Here is a 19,411-nt window from a genome sequence, read left to right as displayed (position 1 = left end):
TTCTGTAGAGAACAACGTCAGGGCAGCCATCGCTGACCCGGTCACCACCGGAGCATCTGCATGAAAACAGTCGCACAACTTCTGAAACTCAAGGTTTTGCACAATCAACAAGTGCATACCATTGCGCCCGACCAGATGGTGCTCGACGCGCTCAGGCTGATGGCCGAGAAGAATATTGGCGCGTTGCCGGTGGTCGAGAACGGCGCGCTGGTCGGCGTGGTCAGCGAACGCGACTACGCGCGCAAGATGGTACTCAAGGGACGCTCCTCTATCGGCACGCCGGTCAGCGCGATCATGAGCACCAAAGTGATTACCGTGGATTCCCTGCAAACCGTCGAGACCTGCATGGGCATCATGACCGACAACCACCTGCGCCATTTGCCGGTAGTGGAAGAAGGCCAGCTGCTGGGCCTGCTGTCCATCGGCGACCTGGTCAAGGAAGCCATCGCCGAACAGGCCGACCTGATCCAGCAACTGGAGCAGTACATTCGCGGCGCGTGAAGAAACCCGGGATCCGTAGGAGTCAGGAGCGGCCGCGCTGGACCCCGACCGCACGCGCGACTAACCTGTGCGGCACTTTTGCCCTCTGAGACCGCCATGACGATCAACCTGGATACCGTATTCGAGCGCCACGACACCGACAGCAAGAAGTGGAGTCAGTACCCGGCCGATGTCCTGCCGATGTGGGTTGCGGACATGGATTTCCCGGTAGCGGCACCGATCATCCAGGCCCTGCACACGCGCATCGAGCATCCGCTGCTCGGCTACGGGGTCGCGCAAGACGCGTTACGCCAAGCCGTTGTTGCCCATCTTTGGCACGCCTATGCCTGGCGTGTGCAACCTGAAGAACTGATCTTCCTGCCGGGTGTCGAGCCGGGCTTCAACATGGCGCTGCATGCGCTGGTCCCAGAGGGCGCGGGCGTGGTGCTGCAAACGCCGAATTACGCCCCGCTGGCCAAGGCGCCCGATCACTGGCAGCAGCCCCGCATCGAATTGCCGTTCAAGGCCAATGTCGAGGGCGAGTATGAAACCGACATCGCGGCACTGGACAAAGCCCTGCAAAACGCTGGCGCGCTGCTCCTGAGCAATCCACACAACCCGCTGGGCAAAGTGTTCAGTGGCGAGGAGCTGCACCTGATCGGCGATGCCTGCGTGCGCAACGACGCGCTGATCATCTCCGATGAAATCCACGCTGACATCCTGTTCGATGGCCGCCGGCACATCCCCATTGCATCCCTCAGCCCGCAGATCGCCAAGCGCACGGTCACGCTGATGTCGGCCAGCAAGGCGTACAACATCGCCGGATTGAAGACCGCATTTGCGGTGGTTCAGGACGAGCAGCTGCGCAAACGCTTCACCCACGGCCGGCTCGGCATGGTGGACAGCGTGAACGTGCTGGGCATGGAAGCGACCCGCGCTGCGTACAGCGAAGGTGGCGACTGGCTAAAAGCCGTATTGGCTTATCTTCAAGACAACCGTGATTTCCTCGCCGAGGCCGTCAGGACCCGCCTGCCCGGTGTGGTCATGCACCTGCCGCAAAGCACCTATCTGGCCTGGCTGGATTGCTCGGCACTGGAGCTGGAAAATCCGCAACAGTTCTTTCTCGAACACGGCAAGATCGCGTTGAGTGCAGGCGCCGAGTTCGGCGACGATTGCCAGCAATTCGTACGTTTGAATTTCGGTTGCCCGCGCTCGCTGCTCGAAGAGGGACTGGCGCGAATGGAACGCAGCCTGCGCAATCGCTGAAGCAAACCCGTTTCCAGCAGACAGACAAAAGCCCGGCTAGCCGGGCTTTTTGGTTTGGATCCGTTAGATAACTCGCAATCAATAACGCTGATATTGCGAACCGAACTCTTTGCGGTTTTCGGCTACCAGGACCTTGCTGTCCAGTTTCAGGTAAGCACGATCAAAGGTTTTGTTGCCCGCAGCGGCGGCGTGTACATCAGCGATCTGGGTGGAAGCCTGGGCAACCAGAGGTTGTGTAACAGAAGTAGCCGATTGTGGGCTGGCGAAGGCTGCAGTGGCAGTCAGGACCGAAAAGGCAAAGCTCAGGGCGATGGTGCGTTTCATGATGTGTGACTCCAGTAGTTGGTTTGGTAAGTAGTCATCAGGTGAATCGTTGCGTTGGAGCCAAATCTAATGGCAGCCGCCCCTGATGAAAAACCACCGTGACGCATACTGATTATCAATCTGGCTGATCCCTTGCCGACCGCGCAACACTGCGCTGCCAACAAGGGCGAGCCAGAGCGGTTACTCGGTTTTGCGCAACGCAACCCTCGTCACCCGACGCTCTTCGACCCCGACCACGGTCATGTTCCAGCCTTGCCAATCGAGCTTGTCACCGGTGCGCGGCAGGCGATCCAGCAGGCTCATCACCAGCCCGGCAACCGTTTGGTAATCCTCGGTGGCCTTGGCCTGAAAACCGGTTCGTTCACGCACATGGTTAAGGTTCAGCGCGCCGGAAACCACAAAACCGCCTTCTTCGGCAACGATGTCCGGACCTTCGATCTCGCTGGCGTCCGGCAGTTGACCGGCGATGGATTCGAGAATATCGGTCATGGTCAGCAGACCAATGAAATCGCCGAATTCATTGACCACGAACGCAATGTGCGTCGACTCCTTGCGCATCTGCTCCAGGGCGTTGAGGATCGTGAAACTGTCCAGCAGATTGATCGCCTTGCGCGCCAGGTTTTCCAGATTCGGCTGGTTGCCGACCAGCAATTCCTTGAGCAGCTCCTTCTTGTGGACGAAGCCCAACGGTTCATCAATGCGCCCTTCGCGAATCAACGGCAGGCGCGAATACGAGGAATGCATCAACTTCAGATTGATCTTGTCGGCATCGTCCGCCAGATCGATGTGATCGACCTCGGCACGCGGGGTCATCACGGTGCGAATCGGCCGCTCGGCCAGTTGCAGTACGCCGCTGATCATCACCCGCTCGCGGCGGTCAAACACGGCTGCCGTCTGTTCACCTTCAAGCATGTCGGCGATTTCCTCGCCCACCTCGTCCGCATCCAGCTTACGACCGCCCAGCAAACGCATGACGGCATGGGCCGTGCGTTCGCGCATCGGCCGCACGCCATGCAACGAACGTTTACGGCGCATTCGCGCGACCTGGTTGAACACCTCGATGAGGATCGAGAAGCCAATCGCCGCATACAGATAGCCTTTGGGGATATGGAAACCCAGGCCTTCGGCGGTCAGGCTGAAACCAATCATCATCAAAAAGCCCAGACACAGCATGATCACGGTCGGGTGTGCATTGACGAAACGCGTCAGCGGCTTGCTGGCGATGATCATCAAGCCGATGGAAATCATCACGGCGATCATCATCACCGCCAGATGCTCGACCATGCCCACGGCGGTAATCACCGCATCCAGGGAGAACACTGCATCGAGCACGACAATTTGCGCGACGATGGGCCAGAACTTCGCGTACGTGGAGTTACTGGTGCGCTCGCTGACATGCCCTTCGAGGCGTTCATGCAATTCCATGGTCGCCTTGAACAGCAGGAACACGCCACCGAACAGCATGATCAGGTCACGCCCGGAAAAGCTGTGCTCAAACACTTCGAACAGCGGTTGGGTCAGCGTCACCATCCAGGAAATACTGGCCAGCAGGCCCAAGCGCATGATCAGCGCCAGAGACAGGCCAATGACTCGCGCCTTGTCCCGTTGTTCGGGCGGCAGTTTGTCAGCGAGGATCGCGATAAACACCAGGTTATCGATGCCCAGCACCAGTTCCAGCACGATCAGCGTCAGCAGGCCAAGCCATGCCGTAGGATCAACTATCCATTCCATGGGTTATTGGCTCACTTGCAGGCAAAGGTCGGATGATCGCGCACGTCCATGACATTCAATCGCTTGGGACGATATGAAAAAAGTCAGCCGGGACGAGGGACGGAACAGGATGTTCGCAAGAGGTGATTCGCGCACCGGGGCGCAATTCGAAGTTAGGCGTAAGTTGCCAAAAGCAGAGCGACTGGGAGGCTCCTGAACGGTATTCATACAATCCTGAAATTGATTACGGGCCGTGATCCTACAACGAGCCGGGATTTTTCTTACTTAGGAAAGTATTACAAAACATTGACATCAATACGCCTGCATCGCCGATTCAGACCCGACACAGCACAATCAGCAAGGTGAACGCCCCGGCGCTCATCGCACCGGGGCCACACTTTTTACAGGCCTTTCAAAAAACTCGCTATCAAGCGATTGACCTGCTCGGCAGCTTCCATCTGCACCATGTGCCCCTGGGCCGGAAGGATTTCGACCTGCGCCGCCAACCCTTGCGCATGACTGGCCGGGATAATTGCATCGTCCGCGCCCCAGATCACCAGGCTCGGCTTGTGCTCCACTTGTGCACGTAGCCCGACAGCCTGTCGTGCATCCGGGAACAGCTGACCCACGAGCTGCCGCAAGGCACTATCAACGCCTTCAAGCCGCTTGAATTTGAGCATATCTTCAAGCATTTGCCGGTTGACCAGCCCTGGATCGCTGAACAACTTCACCAGCTGTGGCCTGAGAGCGTTGCGATTGTTGGCGTCGATGAAACCCTGCAAATACTCACCGTTGATCTCGCTGCCCAGGCCGGCACTGGCGATCAGGATCTGGCTCGCCACGCGCTGGGGCGCCAGTCGAGCGATGTTCAGCGCCACTGCGCCGCCCATGGAATGCCCGGCCAGATGCACCGTGTTGATATCCAGATGATCCAACAGCGCCAGCACGCTATGGCTCAACTCATCCAGATCGCCGGTGCGCAAGGTCTTGCCAGACTCGCCATGCCCGGGCAAGTCCAGGGCGATGACCCGCCGTTCGGTAGCCAGGGCCTGATGATTGAACAACCAGTTGTTCAGGTCGCCACCGAAACCATGGATCAGCACCAACGGCGTACCACCCTCGCCCAGATCGAAGTAGCGCAAAGTTCGACCCTCCAGCTCGATTTTCTGCGCCGCCGGGCCTGATGATTCAGCGGCATCGGTGGCGGGCACGAATTCGGCCTGGAAACGCTCGATGACTTCCTCGATCTGGGCATCGCTGACCTCACCGTCAACGATGATCGCCAAAAGAGCCCCGACCGAAAGGGTCTCATCCGGACGCGCCAATACCCGTTTGAGTACACCGGAGAACGGCGTTTCCACACTGCTGGAGATCTTGTCGGTTTCGACATCGAGCAACTCATCGCCCTTCTCGACCCGGTCACCTTCCTGCTTGAGCCAGGTGTCGACCCGGCCTTCGGTCATGGACAAACCCCACTTGGGCATGGTCAGGGTATGAATCTGGCTCATGCGGCACTCCTTTTCTCGCTGATCTTGCGTACTGCGGCTTCAATTTTTGCGGCGTTCGGGATGTACATGTCCTCCAGCGCATCGGAAAAAGGCACCGGGGTGTGGGGTGCGGTGACCATTTCGATGGGCGCCTTGAGGGAATCAAAGGCTTTTTGCGCAACCATGGCACTGATATCGGTGGCCATGGAACAGCGCGGATTGGCCTCATCGATCACCACCAGCCGGCCGGTCTTTTCCACGCTTTCGAGGATGCTGTCCTCGTCCATGGGGCTGGTGGTGCGCAAATCCAGCACTTCGCAATCGATGCCCTGGCGCGCCAGGTTGGCCGCGGCCTCCATGGCCAGATGCACCATGCGTCCATAGGTGACCAGGGTCACGTCACTGCCTTCGCGGAGGAAATTGGCCTCGCCGAACGGGATGGTGTAAAGCTCTTCGGGCACCTCACCCTGCATGCCGTAGAGCATCTTGTGCTCGCAGAAAATCACCGGATCGTTGTCGCGAATCGCCTGAATCAGCAACCCCTTGGCATCGTACGGCGATGACGGGCAGACCACTTTCAAACCGGGGATATGGGTCCACAGCGAAGTGAGCATCTGCGAATGTTGAGCGGCGGCACGCAAACCTGCGCCCACCATGGTGCGGATCACCAGCGGCGTGACGGCCTTGCCGCCGAACATGTAACGAAACTTGGCGGCTTGATTAAGGATCTGGTCAAGGCAACACCCGGCAAAGTCGACAAACATCAGTTCGCATACCGGACGCATGCCTTGGGTGGCCGCCCCCACGGCGGCACCGACGTAACCTATTTCGGACAGCGGCGCGTCAAGTACCCGACCGGGAAACTGCGCATACAACCCTTTGGTGACACCCAGCACGCCGCCCCAGGCATCCTGTTCGCCGGGTGCGCCCGCGCCGCCGGCCACGTCTTCGCCAATGATGAACACGCTGGGATCGCGACGCATTTCCTGGGCCAGGGCTTCGTTGATTGCCTGCTGATAAGTGATTTTTCGAGCCATGATGGTTGTCCTTTTGTTGTTGTTTTCAGGTGCGTGGAGGCACGGTCAAAAGCGGGTCACGGATAACTCACGTAGACATCACTTAGCAGATCAGCCAGTTGAGGTTTTGGATCGGATTTGGCCAGACGCACCGCGTCTTCGATCAATTGCTCGATCTCCTGATCGATCACCGTCAGCTGTGCCCTTTCCAGCCAGCCGTTCTCGATGCAGCGCTGACTGAACTGCTCAAGACAATCATGGGTTTCGCGCAGATTCTTGACTTCGTCCGGTCCGCGATAGGTCTGGGCATCGCCTTCGAAATGGCCGTAGTAACGGGTCAGCTTCACTTCCACCAGGGAAGGCCCTTGCCCGGCCCTCGCGCGTTCGATGGCAGCACCCGCTGCGGCGTGTACCGCGAAGAAATCAAACCCATCGACCGTGACACCGGGCATCCCGAAGCCGATGGCGCGGTCGGCGATGTCCTTGCAGGCTACCGACCAGTTGGACGCCGTGGCTTCGGCATAACCATTGTTCTCCGCAACGAAAATGCACGGCAGGTTCATGATCGAGGCCAGGTTCATCGCCTCGAACACCGCGCCTTCGTTGGAACCGCCATCACCGAAGAACGCCACCGCAACACCTTGCGTCCCCTTGAGCTTGGCAGCCAAGGCGGCGCCTGCGGCCAGGGGCGCGCCAGCTCCGACGATACCGTTGGCCCCGAGCATGCCTTTCTCCAGATCGGCAATGTGCATCGAGCCACCCTTGCCGCCACAGACACCGGTTTTCTTGCCGTAGATTTCCGCCATCATCCCGTACACATCCACGCCTTTGGCGATGCAATGGCCATGACCACGATGATTGGAGGCGATGCAGTCATCGTCGCTGAGATGGGCCATGACCCCGGCCGCGCTGGCCTCTTCGCCGGCATACAAATGCACGAAACCGGGAATCTCGCCGGTGGCGAACTCTACGTGCAGACGCTCTTCGAAATCCCGGATGGTGCGCATCACTTTGTAGGCGTGCAGCAGCTGATCGGTGGACAGGTGGGTGGACATATTGTTGTTCTCCAGGTTGTCTCGACACTCGGACGCCGGATGATTCCAGCGCCATGAGCGGAGCAAACACGGGGCCAACACGTGACATTTGCGTCTCAAGGCCCGTGCCAGAGCGATCCAGCCGCGTTGCAAAGCAACGATTGGCCGATCAGGATGAGACGCTGCATCTCGGCGTATCCTCATAATCGCTGCCACCGTGAGACGCTGCGTCTCAGCGATGGGCGGCAGAGTTCCCGACTTGTCGCAGCCAGGGGTTGAGCGCCTAATAGCCGCTATAACAACAATGATCGAGAACCGGAGGCCCTATGCTCGCCGCGAACTCCAGAGCCCATGTCGACTGCGTCAGTCGCATGGTCAAAAACGCAGGCCGCCTTCCCCAAGTGCCGGTGCCACCGTTGATTTTTGATTCCTGGCGGCGCTCCCTGGAGCAACACCATCTTGACCCCGGCTCGCTTCAGGGCCCACGCATCCTCTCCACTACCCTGCTCAAGGAATGTCGCGAACGGGCTGATCTGTTCTTGCGGGTGGCCAGCGAAGAAGTCGCGCAGCTGCATGCCCGCGTGCGACATGCCGATTATTGTGTGCTGCTCACCGATGCCCTGGGCCAGACCATTGACCATCGGGTAGATCCCGGGATTCGCAGTGATTGCCGCAAAGCCGGTCTGTATCTGGGCACCTGCTGGTCGGAAGCGGAAGAAGGCACCTGCGGCGTGGCCACGGTACTGACCAGCAAGGCGCCGGTGACCGTGCATAAAAGCGACCACTTCCGCGCGGCCTTCATCGGCCTGACCTGCTCGGCCGCACCGGTTTTCGATCCGCAGGGTGAACTGCTCGGCGTTGTGGATGCGTCCGCCGTGCAATCCCCCGATGACCGCCGCAGCCAGCATCTGATCCGGCAAATGGTCGCGCTGAGTGCACGGTCCATCGAGAACGCGTTCTTCATGCACAGCGCCCAGGGTCATTGGGTCCTGCAAGCGCACAGTACCCAGGGTTATGTCGACAGCCAGCCGGACCTGCTATTGGCCTGGGATCGTGACGGCCGCCTGCACGGCATCAACAGCAAGGCGCGTCAGGCCCTGCGGCTGCGCTTTGGTCGGTTACCGGAGCACATCAGTGAGGTATTCGATCTCGACGCGTTGCGCCATGCCGTCGATGAGGCGCCTCAAGTGCTGAACTGGCAGGCAGGCGCGGAAGCCCTTCAGGTTCGCGTCAGTGCGCCACGCATCAGACCCAGAACCCGGACATTGACGTGCGAGGCCGATGATCACAACCGGCCGGACCCGCGCATGGTGGATAACCTGCGTCTGGCGGTGCGCGTCAAGGATCGTGACTTGCCCATCCTGATTCAGGGCGAAACCGGCACCGGCAAGGATGTCTTCGCCCGCCAGGTTCACGATCACAGCGCGCGTAAAAGCGGGCCGTTCATTGCCCTGAACTGCGCAGCGATTCCCGAAAGCCTGATCGAGAGCGAATTGTTCGGCTATACCCCAGGCGCATTTACCGGTGCGTCCAGCAAGGGCATGAAGGGATTGTTGCTGCAAGCCGACGGCGGCACGCTGTTCCTCGATGAAATCGGTGACATGCCGCTGGCCTTGCAAACCCGATTGCTGCGCGTGCTGGCTGAAGGTGAGGTCGCACCGCTTGGCGCATCGCGTCGACAGCGCGTGGACATTCAGGTGATCTGCGCAACACACCGCGATCTCAGCGCCATGGTGCGCAGCGCGCAATTTCGCGAAGACCTGTATTTCCGTCTCGGTGGTGCGCGCTTCCAGCTGCCACCGCTGCGTGAGCGCAGCGACCGTCTGGCTTTGATCAACCAGTTGCTCGCCGAGGAAAACCTGCATGCCAGCCTACCCGTTGGCTTGAGCGCGGCGACTCTGGAACGGCTGCTCAGCCATGGCTGGCCGGGCAATATCCGCCAGCTGCGTCACGTGCTGCGCTACGCGTGCGCCGTATGCGACGGGGCGACGATCCAGGTCAGCGACTTGCCGCCGGAGCTGCGCGATGAAACATCCCCGACTGCTCATACCGCGCAGCAAGCGATCAGCCCGCAGCGGCAGCTGTTGCTGGACGCATTGATTCGTCACCGCTGGCAACCACGGGAAACCGCCCAGGCGCTGGGCATCTCCCGGGCTACGCTGTACCGCCGCGTGAATCAACATGGGATCGAGATGCCGCGTATGCAGCATCGCAATCAGTCAGTCGAGGTTCGCAGCCTCTAGCGATACACCATGCCGCCATCGATCAGCGGTGCCTGGCCGGTCATGTAGTCCGCATCGGGACTGGCCAGGTAGGACACGAAACCCGCCACATCATCCGGGGTTTCTGCACGCCCCAAGGCAATGCCTTCCACGTACTTCTTGTAGGTGGCGCCGACTTCGGCACCGGTGATGTCGGCCATGCGCTGGTCAATCTCGACCCACATATCAGTGCCCACCACGCCGGGGCAATAGGCGTTGACGGTGATGCCATCGCTCGCCAGCTCCTTCGCGGCCGCCTGGGTCAAGGCCCGGACCGCGAACTTGGTCGCGGAGTACACACCCAGCAGCGCAAAGGCTTCATGGCCTGCGATAGAACAGGCGTTGATAATCTTGCCGCGCTGTCCGAGGGACTTGAACTTCTTGCCCGCTGCCTGGATTCCCCAGAGCACGCCCTGCACATTGATCCGAAGAATCCGGTCGACTTGCTCGGGTGTCACTTCCAGCAGAGATTCGACCTGAGCCACGCCCGCGTTGTTGACGATGATGTCGAAGCCGCCAAGCGTGCTGTACGTATGTTCAACGGCGGCAACGACTTGATCCAGCTGTGAAACGTCAGCGACGAACACCGTGGCTTTACGTCCCAACTCGGCGATTTCTGCAGCAACCTGATTGATCTTGCTCGCATTGATATCAATCAGCGCGACATCGGCGCCATCGCGAGCAAGACGCAAGGCGATGGCCCTGCCAATGCCCTGGCCAGCACCTGTTACCAGCGCGACTTTTCCGTCGATACTCATAGCGGTCCCCTCTTTTTATGGAATAGAACACTTTGTATGAGAGATCTTCCGGAGCGCGTCGAGCGACGCTGCAATCAACCAGTTCGATGAGACGCAACGTCTCAGCCGTGCCCGGCAATGTCTCAAGAACCGCCGCCATGGGTTAATTGATTTGAACTTACGGGCGTGGCGCGTGCCGACTCTATAAGCGTCGGGCAAACCGCCGGGCGATTCTGGAGACCTCATCAATGCCAGATGCACAGGGAAAAATCCGTTACGCAGTCGTAGCCGGAGGCTGGATTTCGCAAGGAGCCTTCATGCCTGGCGTCGATCAGACCGACAACTCGGTGATGACCGCGCTGGTTACCGGCGACCCGGTCAAGGCTGATGAACTGGCCGAACTCTATGATCTGAAAAGCTATCACTACGACGAATTTGACACCCTGCTCAAGTCAGGTGAAATCGACGCCATCTATCTGGCGACACCCAATTTCCGCCACCGCGAATTTGCCGTTCCTGCGCTGGAAGCCGGAATCCACGTCCTTCTGGAAAAGCCCATGGCCACCAGCGAGGAAGACTGCCTGGCGATCACCGAAGCCGCCAAGCGCTCGGGCGCCAAGCTGATGATTGCCTATCGTCTTCATTTCGAGCCAGGCACGGTCGAGATGATCAGCCGCGTCCGCGCCGGGGAAATCGGCGAACCGCGCCTGTTTACCTCGACCTTCGCGCAGACCACCAAGCCCTCGAATCATCGTATGCAAAGCGGCTTCTGGGCCGGACCCGCAGCAGACATGGGCCCCTACCCGATCAATGCCGTGCGTAATCTGTTCGACGCCGAACCGCTGGAAGTCCACGCCGTGGCGATTCATACGCCGGGTCGGGAAATCAATACACCAGACACAGTGTCGGTAACCTTGCGTTTCCCGGAAGAACGCTTGGCGCAGTTCACCGTCAGCTACAGTCTGCCCGGCACCCAGCGCTTTCAGTTGATCGGCACCGAAGGTGAATTCGAGGCTTCGCCATGCTTCGGTTTTGGTGAAGGCGTGGCGATCAGCTATCGCTCCATCATCAATGGCAAGACTCAGGAACATGATCATCCGGTGGTGGATCAGTTTGGCGGGGAAACCCAGTATTTCTCGGACTGCATCCTGCAGGATCGCGAGCCCGAACCCGATGGTGACGAAGGCTGGCGCGACGTGCGGGTACTGGCGGCAATCGAGCGTTGCCTGGAAACCGGTCAGCCGCAAAAACTCGACCCGTTGCCGAACCGGCCAGGCATCAGCGTAGAACAGGCCCGCCGCCTGCCATTGGCCAAGGTGCCGAAGTACATCAATACCGATGAGCCAAATGAGTGAAGAACTGAAACAATGAAACCTGTAGGACCGGATTCATCCGGGAGGACGTCGGTGCAGTCAGCGAGATAGTCTGAGCCTGTCCCGGCCTCTTCGCGAATGAATTCGCTCCCACAGGGGGAATGCGGTCATCCCGTGGGACCGGATTCATCCGGGAAGGCATCGGCACAGACAACACATCTGCAGCGCCTGGCAGATTTTCGCGAATGAATTCCCACAATGTCAGCAGAGCCGCTCCCGCGCGACAAAATGCCACACGCTTACAAGGCACCAGTTGTCTGATGACTGCCAGTCAGCCCTAGGCGCGAAAAATGATTTGTTCTAAAATGTTTCCATACCGGCAAGCGGATGCGGAAACGAACATCAACGACAGAAATTGTCAGCGAATTCGAATCCCGGCGACTTGACCAGAATCATAAAAAGAAAGCCCGTCCTAGACGGGCTTTTTTCGTTTCCGGCATTCGACAACCCACGTTGTGAGGCCTGAAGCACAGATTCCGAACCTGGCGCAGCGTCGCGCCAGGCTCCAGTTTTTTTCAACCTTGAGGCTAATCCCCATGCTGCGTCTTGTAGTAGTTCACCTGTTCCAATGGTTCAAACGTCTGGCTTCCAGCGCGGTTTCGCGTAATGGCGACGACAATTACTCACAGAACTTCTCGTCCCGTGATGAGAGCGACGGCGGCCGCTGGACCTTCGTTTCGATCTTCATCGTCTTCACCTTGAGCCTCTACACGCTGGCTGGCCTGGGTTACTACGCCAAGGTCAACGTCTGGGACGGTTTCACCGAACAACAGAAAGAGAACATCGCCCAGGCCATGATCGTCAGCAGCCAGAACCTCTGACGCTGGCGCTCAACCCCGGCCCACGAACGGCATGTTGGTGGCCATGACTGTCATGTTCAGCACGTTGGTAGACAGCGGTAAACCCGCCATGTAACGCACGGCATCCGCCACGTGTTTGACATCCATCATCGGTTCCACTGCAGTTTGCCCGTTGGCCTGGCGGACACCGGTGGTCATGCGTGCCGACAACTCGGTCAAGGCATTGCCGATGTCGATCTGGCTGCAGGCGATATTGAACTCGCGTCCATCCAGCGCCAGGGTTTTGGTCAGCCCGGACACCGCGTGTTTGCTGGCGGTATAAGGCGAGCTGAACGGGCGCGGCGTGTGGGCAGAGATCGAGCCGTTGTTGATGATCCGGCCACCCTGCGGCGTCTGCCTGCGCATCAGGCCGAATGCCGCTCGCGCACACAGGTAAACCCCCGTCACGTTGGTGTTGATCACATTCAGCCACTGCTCGACTGCCAGCTCGTCCACCGGTATCGCCTGGGCACCGACCCCGGCATTGTTGAAGACCACGTCCAGTCGGCCATACACGGCTTCGATTCTGTTGAACAAGCCATCGACGCTCGATGGATCACGGACGTCGGTCGACACCGCAATGGCGCTGCCGCCCGCCTCGATAGCAACGGCAACCAGTTCATCCAGCGGCTCCTGTCGCCGTCCGGCCAATACCAGGCTGAAGCCATCTTCCAGCAACCCCAACGCCACTGCGCGACCGATGCCGCTTCCCGCGCCGGTAATCAGCGCAACCCTTAACGTGGTGCTCACAGTCATTTTGTTTTCCTTTATCTGAATGAACAGGCGGCTCGTCAAAATCGTTACGAAGATTGACAGCAGGCATGACCGATATCAATCAACGTCAATAGTGCGCGCACCAAGGGGCGGATAGAGTCGACGCATGTTCACTTACCAAGAGGTTCACATGTCTCGCGCCATCCGCTTCCATCACTTCGGTTCAGCCGACGTGCTCAAGTGCGAGGAAGTTATTCAACGGCCACCCGCAGAGAACGAAGTGTTGATCCGGGTTCAGGCAATCGGCGTGAGCTGGGACGACGTGATGCGCCGCCAGGGCCTGGGCCTGTGCGAAACCCGCTTGCCCGCAGGTTTGGGCAGCGAAATGGCCGGTATTGTCGAAGCCGTCGGCGCACGGGTCGACGACCTGCGCGTCGGTGATCGCGTTGCCAGCTTCCAGGCCAGCGATATCAATGACTACCCGGTTTACGGTAATACGATCCTGCTGCCACGTGCAGCGCTGACCCGTTACCCCGAGCATCTGTCGCCGAAACAGGCCAGTGTCCACTACACGCCGTTCCTGCTGGCCTGGTTTGCCTTCCACGAACTGGCACGCGTCCAGCCGGGTCAGACCGTGCTGGTCACCGAAGCGGCCTTGAGCCCGAATATCGCGTTCGTGCAGCTGGGCAAGGCGCTGGGACTCAAAGTCATTGCGTCGACCAAAGACGCCGAGGACAAGCAATACCTGCTGGACCGAGGCGCGGCTCATGTCATCGTCACCGACGAACAGGATCTGGGCATGCGCATCCACAAGCTGACCGATGGCCAGGGTGTGCATGCCATATTTGACGGCGTGGGCGGGCCGCAGATGGCGCTGCTCGGGGATGTGCTGGCGCCACGGGGCAGCCTGGTGCTGTTCGGCCTGCGCGGCGGTAACCGCACGCCGTTCCCGGCCATCGAAGCCTTCAAGAAAAACATGCGCTTCTTCGTCCATTGCCTGTGCAACTTCACCGGCAAGCCCGAATTCGAGATTGCGCAGAACGCCGAGGCCTTGAACCTGGCGCTGGAGGCGATCAACACGCTGACGGTCGAACAGGGTCTGGTTGCGGATATCGACCGGGTGTTTCGCCTCGAACAGGCGGCCAAGGCTCACCACTATCTGGAGCAGACAACAGAGAATGGTCGCGTCGTGTTGAGCGTCGAATGACCTTCGCTGCGTCGAAAGTGATTGCAGGCGGCAGGATTTCCTGAGAAAAAAGCCGCCTCCTTTTCAGGTTTCCAGAGCGCTGTCATGAACAATGAATTGCTGATTACGGATATACGCGAGGGTGACGGCAAAGAAGTAGTCAAGGGCGCCTTGATCACCACCCAGTACAACGGCTTACTTGAAGACGGTACAACGTTCGACTCTTCTTATGACCGAGGCAAACCCTTCCAGTGCGTGATCGGCACCGGGCGGGTAATCAAAGGTTGGGACATCGGTTTAATGGGCATGAAGGTCGGCGGCGTGCGCAAATTATTTGTTCCGGCACACCTGGCTTACGGTGATCGCCAAATGGGCGCACATATCAAACCCGGCTCGAATCTGCTGTTTGAGATCGAACTGCTGGAAGTCTTGACCCGGGACGATTGAGCGACAAACGCTTGCAGCGCGCGTCAGGCCCCGGCTCAGTATTCAGATTGCTTGTTCCCGCAGAAGAAGCCATGCTTTCGCGGCTTAGATCGCCAGTATTTATAAAAGGAATAGGGTATGGCCCTGAACAAATCCACCCAAGAGCTCAAGCGCCATCTGAAAGGCACGGCAGCCAATCTTGAAAGCACGGCCAATGAGATTCTCAAGCTCGCCGAACAGATGTCTGAAGTTGACGTCACTGCCGTTCTGCAACTGGTCAACCGACTGTACGGCGACGCCGATCAGCTCAAAGCTTACGCAGATGAAGTAAAGGCCAAGCGCATCGTGCGTAACAAGGCGCTGTAATCCAGCTCACCGTTTGAATTAGAACGGCTCGCTCCCGATTTGCCGATCAACGCAGAGAACTGCCGATGCTCCCCACACCCACCAAGCGTACCGTCAAGCCTACCCACTTGCACATGCAGAAGTGGCGCGGACGCGTAGGGCTTTCGCTGGCGGCCAGTCTTTCGGTCCTCGCGGGGATGACCGACGCAATCGGATTCATGGCCACCGGCGACTTCGTCTCGTTCATGAGCGGCAACACCACGCGGCTAGCGGTGGCCATCAGCGATGCTGACATCGGTACCTCGGCCCGATTGCTGCTGGCAATCGCGACCTTCGTGCTGGGTAACGCCCTGGGCATCATCGTTGCCCGGCTTGGAGGCCGCCGCGCCCTGCCCCTGCTGCTGTGCATCGGCATGCTGTTATGCGCCGCAGCCGCCTGGCCGCTGGATTCGCAGATTCTGACCGTGGTATTCGCCATTCTGGCGATGGGCATGCTCAATGCTGCCGTGGAACAAGTGAACGGCCTACCGGTGGGACTGACCTACGTGACCGGCGCGCTGTCGCGCTTTGGTCGCGGCTTCGGCCGCTGGATGCTCGGTGAACGCCGCGATGGCTGGCGCGTGCAGCTAGTGCCATGGACCGGCATGTTCATCGGTGCCGTGATCGGCGCGGCACTTGAACATCGCCTGGGCGTCAATGCGTTGCTGGTCAGCGGGTCGATGGCGGCGCTTCTCGGGCTGATGTCCCTGAAAATTCCCCACCGCTGGCAGCGCCGCTACATGCCACGTTAAACCAGACTCATTTCCCGGCCGGCAGCACGTGGGGCGCGTCAATCCGTTCCTTGAGCCGATGAGCGAACGCCACGGCGTCCTCCATGCTGCGGAACGTCACTTCATAGTCATTGATCACTACCAGCCAATCGCTGCCAAATGCGGCTTTTTCGATCTGCATTGTCATGCTGAAGTCCTCTTGATTTGCACGGTTTGATCGGCGATCCGCAACTTGCGCAACAGATCGCGTTTTTTGCTGCGGTGGGCCTGCATACGTAACAGCAGGTCGTCCAGTGTTCCAATGGCGTCGAGAATGTGCGGCCCTTTATTGAGCATCACGCACTCGGCGCGCACGCCCATTGCGGCGTCAGTGATTTCCGCACGAGTCGCGGCGCCGGTCTTGGCCAGGGTTTCGAGCACCTGAGTAGCCCAGATCACCGGCACATGCGCGGCCTCGCAGATGCAGAGGATTTCTTCCTGCAGTTCGGCAGTGCGTTCAAAACCGTTTTCAACCGCGAGATCGCCACGCGCAATCATCACGCCCAGGCGTGGACTGTGCATCCCGGCCATCAACAGCGCGGCGAGGTTTTCAAAGCCCTGGCGGGTTTCGATTTTCAACACCACGCCCAGATGCTCGGCATTGAGCCGACGCAAGTGAGTAAGCAGTGATTTAACGTCATCCGGGCTGTTGACGAAGGACATTTCAACCACGTCCGCATGCTTGCCGGCGAATTCCAGCGCGGCAATATCGTCCTGGGACAAGGCATCAAGCTTGAGTTCGCTCTCCGGCAAGTTGATGCCCTTGTCGCTCTTGAGCCTGACGCCGTCGGGCGCGTGGGTGATCCGCACATACAGAGCCTGATCGTCGACGGACTGAATCTTGCCGCCAATCTTGCCGTCGTCGAACCAGATGACCTCACCGGGGCGAACATCCCGGAAGACACTCGGCAAGGTGCAGCCAATGCTGGCGGGCATCAGCACTTTGCCCTCGGTGTCACGGACGGCGGGATGGCCGCTGTCCAGATCCGAGGTCAGCATCAGGACATCGCCCTCATGCAGGACGATGCTTTGCTCCTGCACCGGAACGCCGATTATCCGCGCCGATTTCTTGCGTCCCCTGGACTTTTTCAGGCTCAGCGCCATGCCGGGGATCATATAGGCGGTTTTGCGCAGCTCGACCCAGCAACCCTCCTCGGCCACCTCAACCACTTGCAGGCTGCGCCGGGAATCCCGGGCGTCGTTGAAGACCAGCTCATCGTCTACCACCAGCTGCGTCAGCCATTTGCCGGGCAAACGCAAGGCGAACTCCGAGTCGGGGTGCGGATCGTCGCTGGTACTCAGCCAAACCCTGGCTGGGGTAATCGTGCGTCCGAACAGATCCTTGGTGGGACGGATGCGCAGGACGGCGGGGCCAGGCAGGATTTGCCCGGTACGCAGCTTGGGGCCGGCCAGATCCATCATGACCTGACAGCTTTTCCCGGATTTTTCGGCAGCGCTGCGGGCATTCTCGATCATGGCCAGCCAGGTTGCCTGATCATCATGGGCGCAATTGATCCGCTGGCAGTCCATGCCAGCCTCCAGCAGGTCGCGCACCAGATGTGGGTCAGTCGCGGCTTCGCTGGGCATGGTCACCATGATCCGCACCCCGCGCTCCGGCCCTTGGCCACCGAACAAGACATCGGCATGCGCCGTAAGCAAATGCTCACCGATCTCGCCCAGCACCGTGCCGCTTTCCCCCGCTGACGCCGAGCCAGATGTCAGGCGTTGCAGCACTTCAATGACGCGATCCACCGATGCCAGTGCATTGGCTTCACAACGACCAAGGGAGGAAAGCCCCAATTCGGCCAGTTGATGCTGCAAAGGACGGATGTCGTGGCGACGCAACGCCAGATAACTCAGCAGGTTACGCGCACTTTCGATGTAGCTGGGATGCAGGTGCATGGTTTCGATGGGCGCGCGAGCGGCGGCCTCCATCTTGACCCGCAGAAATGACAGGCGCCTCAGGGCAGCCTGGATCTTGCGGTCGTCCAACACATTGAAATCAGGTTCTATGACTGTCATGGCAAGCACTCGAAACGCATGAGAAAGCCAGGCAAAGGCAGACCAGACCATCGCAGCCTGCCAGTTGACTGCTGGCCGACACAACGTGACGGAGAGCTTCACGGTAAAGCATGAATGTGACCGGGTTCTTACCAAGGTGAATCAATACACGAAGGGGACATTTGCCCGGACCGATGGCTATCCCGCTCAAGGGATGAAGTGGCCGCCTGTAATCAAATAGCCACCAAAGCGTGGTTTAACTAGGCGCAAATTACTGCCCTCAATCTGAGTTCGGAGTCTGCGCATGCCCTTTATTTTGAACATAGCTTCGGAAATAGCTTCGAAAGCCCTATCGAAAACCCTCTCCAAAACACTGCTAACGATCTGCCTGGGGTTGAGCCTCAGTCTCGGAGTCGGCAACAGCGTAGAGGCCGCCGACGAGATTGTCGGCGCAGGGTCAACTTTCGTATTTCCGGTGCTCTCCAAATGGGCGGACGAGTACAACCGCAAGACCGGTGTGCGGGTCAACTATCAGTCCATCGGCTCCGGCGCGGGAATCGCTCAGGTCAAGGCCGCCAACGTTGACTTCGGTGCCAGTGACATGCCGCTGGCATCCGACGAACTTGCCAGCCTGGGCATGCTCCAGTTTCCGCTGGTGACCGGCGGAATCGTTCCGGTCATGAACCTGGCGTCCATCGCGCCCGGCTCACTGAAGTTCACCGGCGCCGTGCTCGCCGATATTTTCATGGGCAAGATCAGCCAATGGAACGATCCGGCCATCGCCGCACTGAACCCGACCGCCACATTGCCGAAAAAACCGATCACCGTGGTGTACCGTTCGGACAACTCCGGCACCAGTTATAACTGGGTGAACTACCTGTCCAGAGTCAGCCCGCAATGGAAAGCCAGCGTCGGCAATGGCGCTTCAGTGAAATGGCCGGTCGGCCTGGGTGCCAAGGGCAGCGAAGGCGTCGCCAGCTATGTGAAACAGATGCCCTACTCCATCGGCTATATCGAATATGCCTACAGCAGGCAGCAGAAACTCAATTACGGCCTGGTGCAAAACAAGGCCGGCAATTACGTCGCGCCTAATCTGGGCAGTTTTCAGGCCGCGGCGGCGGCAGCTGACTGGTCCCACGCCCAGGATTTCAACCTGCTGATGGTCGATGCCGAAGGCGAGAACGCATACCCGATCACCGCCACAACCTTTATCGTCATGCCCAAACAGGCGGCGAACGCGAGCCGTCACGCGGCGGCGCAGGACTTCTTCAAATGGGCACTCAAGGAAGGCCAGCCACAAGCTAGCGAACTGGATTTCGCGCCGCTGCCTGAGTCGCTGGTCAAGCAGATCGAAGCCTACTGGACGGCCAATCAGCCAAAACCGTAAGCGCGCAGCTCTTTGG

Annotated in this window: 19 protein-coding genes; 10 read left to right on the top strand and 9 right to left on the bottom strand. The window is 59.3% G+C overall.

The genetic code is table 11. From position 1 onward, the window contains the following. The first annotated feature begins 60 nt into the window (after positions 1-60). Together AABC73_RS12005 and AABC73_RS12000 are read left to right on the top strand one after the other, a co-directional pair. Positions 61-501: a CBS domain-containing protein gene (locus AABC73_RS12005; RefSeq protein WP_331150417.1), complete on the top strand. Its 441-nt coding sequence runs from the start codon at positions 61-63 to the stop codon at positions 499-501. A gap of 96 nt (positions 502-597) precedes the next feature. Further along, a complete protein-coding gene (locus AABC73_RS12000) occupies positions 598-1,746 on the top strand; it encodes a MalY/PatB family protein (RefSeq protein WP_341523758.1) in 1,149 nt (382 codons plus the stop codon). 78 nt (positions 1,747-1,824) lie between these two features. Here the strand turns inward: AABC73_RS12000 and AABC73_RS11995 are convergent, their stop codons facing one another. From AABC73_RS11995 to AABC73_RS11975, 5 genes are all read right to left on the bottom strand, one after another. Further along, positions 1,825-2,070, bottom strand: a complete 246-nt coding sequence (locus tag AABC73_RS11995) for a hypothetical protein (RefSeq protein WP_341523757.1) — start codon at positions 2,068-2,070, stop codon at positions 1,825-1,827. A 180-nt stretch (positions 2,071-2,250) separates the two neighbouring features. After that, the gene (locus tag AABC73_RS11990) at positions 2,251-3,801 is read right to left on the bottom strand and encodes a TerC family protein (RefSeq protein WP_341523756.1); all 1,551 of its coding nucleotides are present in this window, start codon (positions 3,799-3,801) and stop codon (positions 2,251-2,253) included. Between the two features lie 380 nt (positions 3,802-4,181). Beyond that, on the bottom strand, positions 4,182-5,288 hold the full coding sequence (locus AABC73_RS11985; RefSeq protein ID WP_341523755.1) for an acetoin dehydrogenase dihydrolipoyllysine-residue acetyltransferase subunit: 1,107 nt from the start codon (positions 5,286-5,288) through the stop codon (positions 4,182-4,184). Beyond that, positions 5,285-6,304, bottom strand: a complete 1,020-nt coding sequence (locus tag AABC73_RS11980; protein ID WP_341523754.1) for an alpha-ketoacid dehydrogenase subunit beta — start codon at positions 6,302-6,304, stop codon at positions 5,285-5,287. Before AABC73_RS11980 ends, AABC73_RS11985 begins: the two co-directional genes overlap by 4 nt. Before the next feature lie 56 nt (positions 6,305-6,360). Next, entirely contained in the window at positions 6,361-7,338 is a 978-nt protein-coding gene (locus tag AABC73_RS11975; protein WP_331150411.1) for a thiamine pyrophosphate-dependent dehydrogenase E1 component subunit alpha, read from the bottom strand. A 305-nt stretch (positions 7,339-7,643) separates the two neighbouring features. Here AABC73_RS11975 and AABC73_RS11970 point away from each other — a divergent pair, with 305 nt between their 5' ends. Further along, on the top strand, positions 7,644-9,560 hold the full coding sequence (locus AABC73_RS11970; RefSeq protein ID WP_341523753.1) for a sigma-54-dependent Fis family transcriptional regulator: 1,917 nt from the start codon (positions 7,644-7,646) through the stop codon (positions 9,558-9,560). Here AABC73_RS11970 and AABC73_RS11965 read toward each other — a convergent pair. Further along, positions 9,557-10,336, bottom strand: coding sequence for an acetoin reductase (locus AABC73_RS11965; protein ID WP_341523752.1), 780 nt, complete (start codon positions 10,334-10,336; stop codon positions 9,557-9,559). The two genes, AABC73_RS11970 and AABC73_RS11965, sit on opposite strands and share 4 nt — an antisense overlap. Positions 10,337-10,563: 227 nt before the next feature. Between AABC73_RS11965 and AABC73_RS11960 the strand changes: the two genes are divergently transcribed. Then, entirely contained in the window at positions 10,564-11,670 is a 1,107-nt protein-coding gene (locus tag AABC73_RS11960; protein WP_341523751.1) for a Gfo/Idh/MocA family oxidoreductase, read from the top strand. Positions 11,671-12,224: 554 nt separating this feature from the next. Next, entirely contained in the window at positions 12,225-12,509 is a 285-nt protein-coding gene (locus AABC73_RS11955) for a hypothetical protein (RefSeq protein WP_065832565.1), read from the top strand. A 9-nt stretch (positions 12,510-12,518) separates the two neighbouring features. Here AABC73_RS11955 and AABC73_RS11950 read toward each other — a convergent pair whose 3' ends face one another. Further along, entirely contained in the window at positions 12,519-13,277 is a 759-nt protein-coding gene (locus AABC73_RS11950; RefSeq protein ID WP_341524223.1) for an SDR family oxidoreductase, read from the bottom strand. A gap of 154 nt (positions 13,278-13,431) precedes the next feature. Here AABC73_RS11950 and AABC73_RS11945 point away from each other — a divergent pair, with 154 nt between their 5' ends. The 4 genes from AABC73_RS11945 to AABC73_RS11930 all read left to right on the top strand — a co-directional run bounded on the left by AABC73_RS11945 (position 13,432) and on the right by AABC73_RS11930 (position 15,989). Beyond that, positions 13,432-14,448 carry a zinc-dependent alcohol dehydrogenase family protein gene (locus tag AABC73_RS11945; protein ID WP_341523750.1) on the top strand — a complete coding sequence of 339 codons (1,017 nt, stop codon included), beginning with the start codon at positions 13,432-13,434 and terminating at the stop codon, positions 14,446-14,448. An 84-nt stretch (positions 14,449-14,532) separates the two neighbouring features. Beyond that, entirely contained in the window at positions 14,533-14,874 is a 342-nt protein-coding gene (locus tag AABC73_RS11940; RefSeq protein WP_065832563.1) for an FKBP-type peptidyl-prolyl cis-trans isomerase, read from the top strand. Positions 14,875-14,991: 117 nt separating this feature from the next. Continuing rightward, positions 14,992-15,219: a hypothetical protein gene (locus AABC73_RS11935; RefSeq protein ID WP_020289889.1), complete on the top strand. Its 228-nt coding sequence runs from the start codon at positions 14,992-14,994 to the stop codon at positions 15,217-15,219. 65 nt (positions 15,220-15,284) lie between these two features. After that, entirely contained in the window at positions 15,285-15,989 is a 705-nt protein-coding gene (locus AABC73_RS11930; RefSeq protein ID WP_341523749.1) for a YoaK family protein, read from the top strand. Positions 15,990-15,996: 7 nt separating this feature from the next. Here AABC73_RS11930 and AABC73_RS11925 read toward each other — a convergent pair whose 3' ends face one another. Both AABC73_RS11925 and AABC73_RS11920 read right to left on the bottom strand, forming a co-directional pair. Continuing rightward, positions 15,997-16,155 carry a hypothetical protein gene (locus tag AABC73_RS11925; RefSeq protein WP_020289887.1) on the bottom strand — a complete coding sequence of 53 codons (159 nt, stop codon included), beginning with the start codon at positions 16,153-16,155 and terminating at the stop codon, positions 15,997-15,999. Next, a complete protein-coding gene (locus AABC73_RS11920; protein ID WP_341523748.1) occupies positions 16,152-18,029 on the bottom strand; it encodes a pyruvate kinase in 1,878 nt (625 codons plus the stop codon). The genes AABC73_RS11925 and AABC73_RS11920 overlap by 4 nt, the downstream gene beginning before the upstream one ends. 283 nt (positions 18,030-18,312) lie before the next feature. On the opposite strand from AABC73_RS11920, the gene pstS reads away from it, so the two are divergent. Then, on the top strand, positions 18,313-19,395 hold the full coding sequence (pstS, locus tag AABC73_RS11915; protein WP_341523747.1) for a phosphate ABC transporter substrate-binding protein PstS: 1,083 nt from the start codon (positions 18,313-18,315) through the stop codon (positions 19,393-19,395). The last annotated feature ends 16 nt before the right edge of the window (positions 19,396-19,411 follow it).

This window comes from Pseudomonas sp. G.S.17 (assembly GCF_038096165.1).
Classification (GTDB): domain Bacteria; phylum Pseudomonadota; class Gammaproteobacteria; order Pseudomonadales; family Pseudomonadaceae; genus Aquipseudomonas.
Note: the sequence above shows the minus strand (reverse complement) of the source record. Positions and strands in the feature narration are given on the sequence as shown.

What these genes read in the sequence shown, in the direction of transcription:
- AABC73_RS12005 (WP_331150417.1), top strand. Translation starts at nt 61, where the DNA reads ATGAAAACAGTCGCACAACTTCTGAAACTCAAGGTTTTGCACAATCAA.
- AABC73_RS12000 (WP_341523758.1), top strand. Translation starts at nt 598, where the DNA reads ATGACGATCAACCTGGATACCGTATTCGAGCGCCACGACACCGACAGC.
- AABC73_RS11995 (WP_341523757.1), bottom strand. Translation starts at nt 2,070, where the DNA reads ATGAAACGCACCATCGCCCTGAGCTTTGCCTTTTCGGTCCTGACTGCC.
- AABC73_RS11990 (WP_341523756.1), bottom strand. Translation starts at nt 3,801, where the DNA reads ATGGAATGGATAGTTGATCCTACGGCATGGCTTGGCCTGCTGACGCTG.
- AABC73_RS11985 (WP_341523755.1), bottom strand. Translation starts at nt 5,288, where the DNA reads ATGAGCCAGATTCATACCCTGACCATGCCCAAGTGGGGTTTGTCCATG.
- AABC73_RS11980 (WP_341523754.1), bottom strand. Translation starts at nt 6,304, where the DNA reads ATGGCTCGAAAAATCACTTATCAGCAGGCAATCAACGAAGCCCTGGCC.
- AABC73_RS11975 (WP_331150411.1), bottom strand. Translation starts at nt 7,338, where the DNA reads ATGTCCACCCACCTGTCCACCGATCAGCTGCTGCACGCCTACAAAGTG.
- AABC73_RS11970 (WP_341523753.1), top strand. Translation starts at nt 7,644, where the DNA reads ATGCTCGCCGCGAACTCCAGAGCCCATGTCGACTGCGTCAGTCGCATG.
- AABC73_RS11965 (WP_341523752.1), bottom strand. Translation starts at nt 10,336, where the DNA reads ATGAGTATCGACGGAAAAGTCGCGCTGGTAACAGGTGCTGGCCAGGGC.
- AABC73_RS11960 (WP_341523751.1), top strand. Translation starts at nt 10,564, where the DNA reads ATGCCAGATGCACAGGGAAAAATCCGTTACGCAGTCGTAGCCGGAGGC.
- AABC73_RS11955 (WP_065832565.1), top strand. Translation starts at nt 12,225, where the DNA reads ATGCTGCGTCTTGTAGTAGTTCACCTGTTCCAATGGTTCAAACGTCTG.
- AABC73_RS11945 (WP_341523750.1), top strand. Translation starts at nt 13,432, where the DNA reads ATGTCTCGCGCCATCCGCTTCCATCACTTCGGTTCAGCCGACGTGCTC.
- AABC73_RS11940 (WP_065832563.1), top strand. Translation starts at nt 14,533, where the DNA reads ATGAACAATGAATTGCTGATTACGGATATACGCGAGGGTGACGGCAAA.
- AABC73_RS11935 (WP_020289889.1), top strand. Translation starts at nt 14,992, where the DNA reads ATGGCCCTGAACAAATCCACCCAAGAGCTCAAGCGCCATCTGAAAGGC.
- AABC73_RS11930 (WP_341523749.1), top strand. Translation starts at nt 15,285, where the DNA reads ATGCTCCCCACACCCACCAAGCGTACCGTCAAGCCTACCCACTTGCAC.
- AABC73_RS11925 (WP_020289887.1), bottom strand. Translation starts at nt 16,155, where the DNA reads ATGACAATGCAGATCGAAAAAGCCGCATTTGGCAGCGATTGGCTGGTA.
- AABC73_RS11920 (WP_341523748.1), bottom strand. Translation starts at nt 18,029, where the DNA reads ATGACAGTCATAGAACCTGATTTCAATGTGTTGGACGACCGCAAGATC.
- pstS (WP_341523747.1), top strand. Translation starts at nt 18,313, where the DNA reads ATGCCCTTTATTTTGAACATAGCTTCGGAAATAGCTTCGAAAGCCCTA.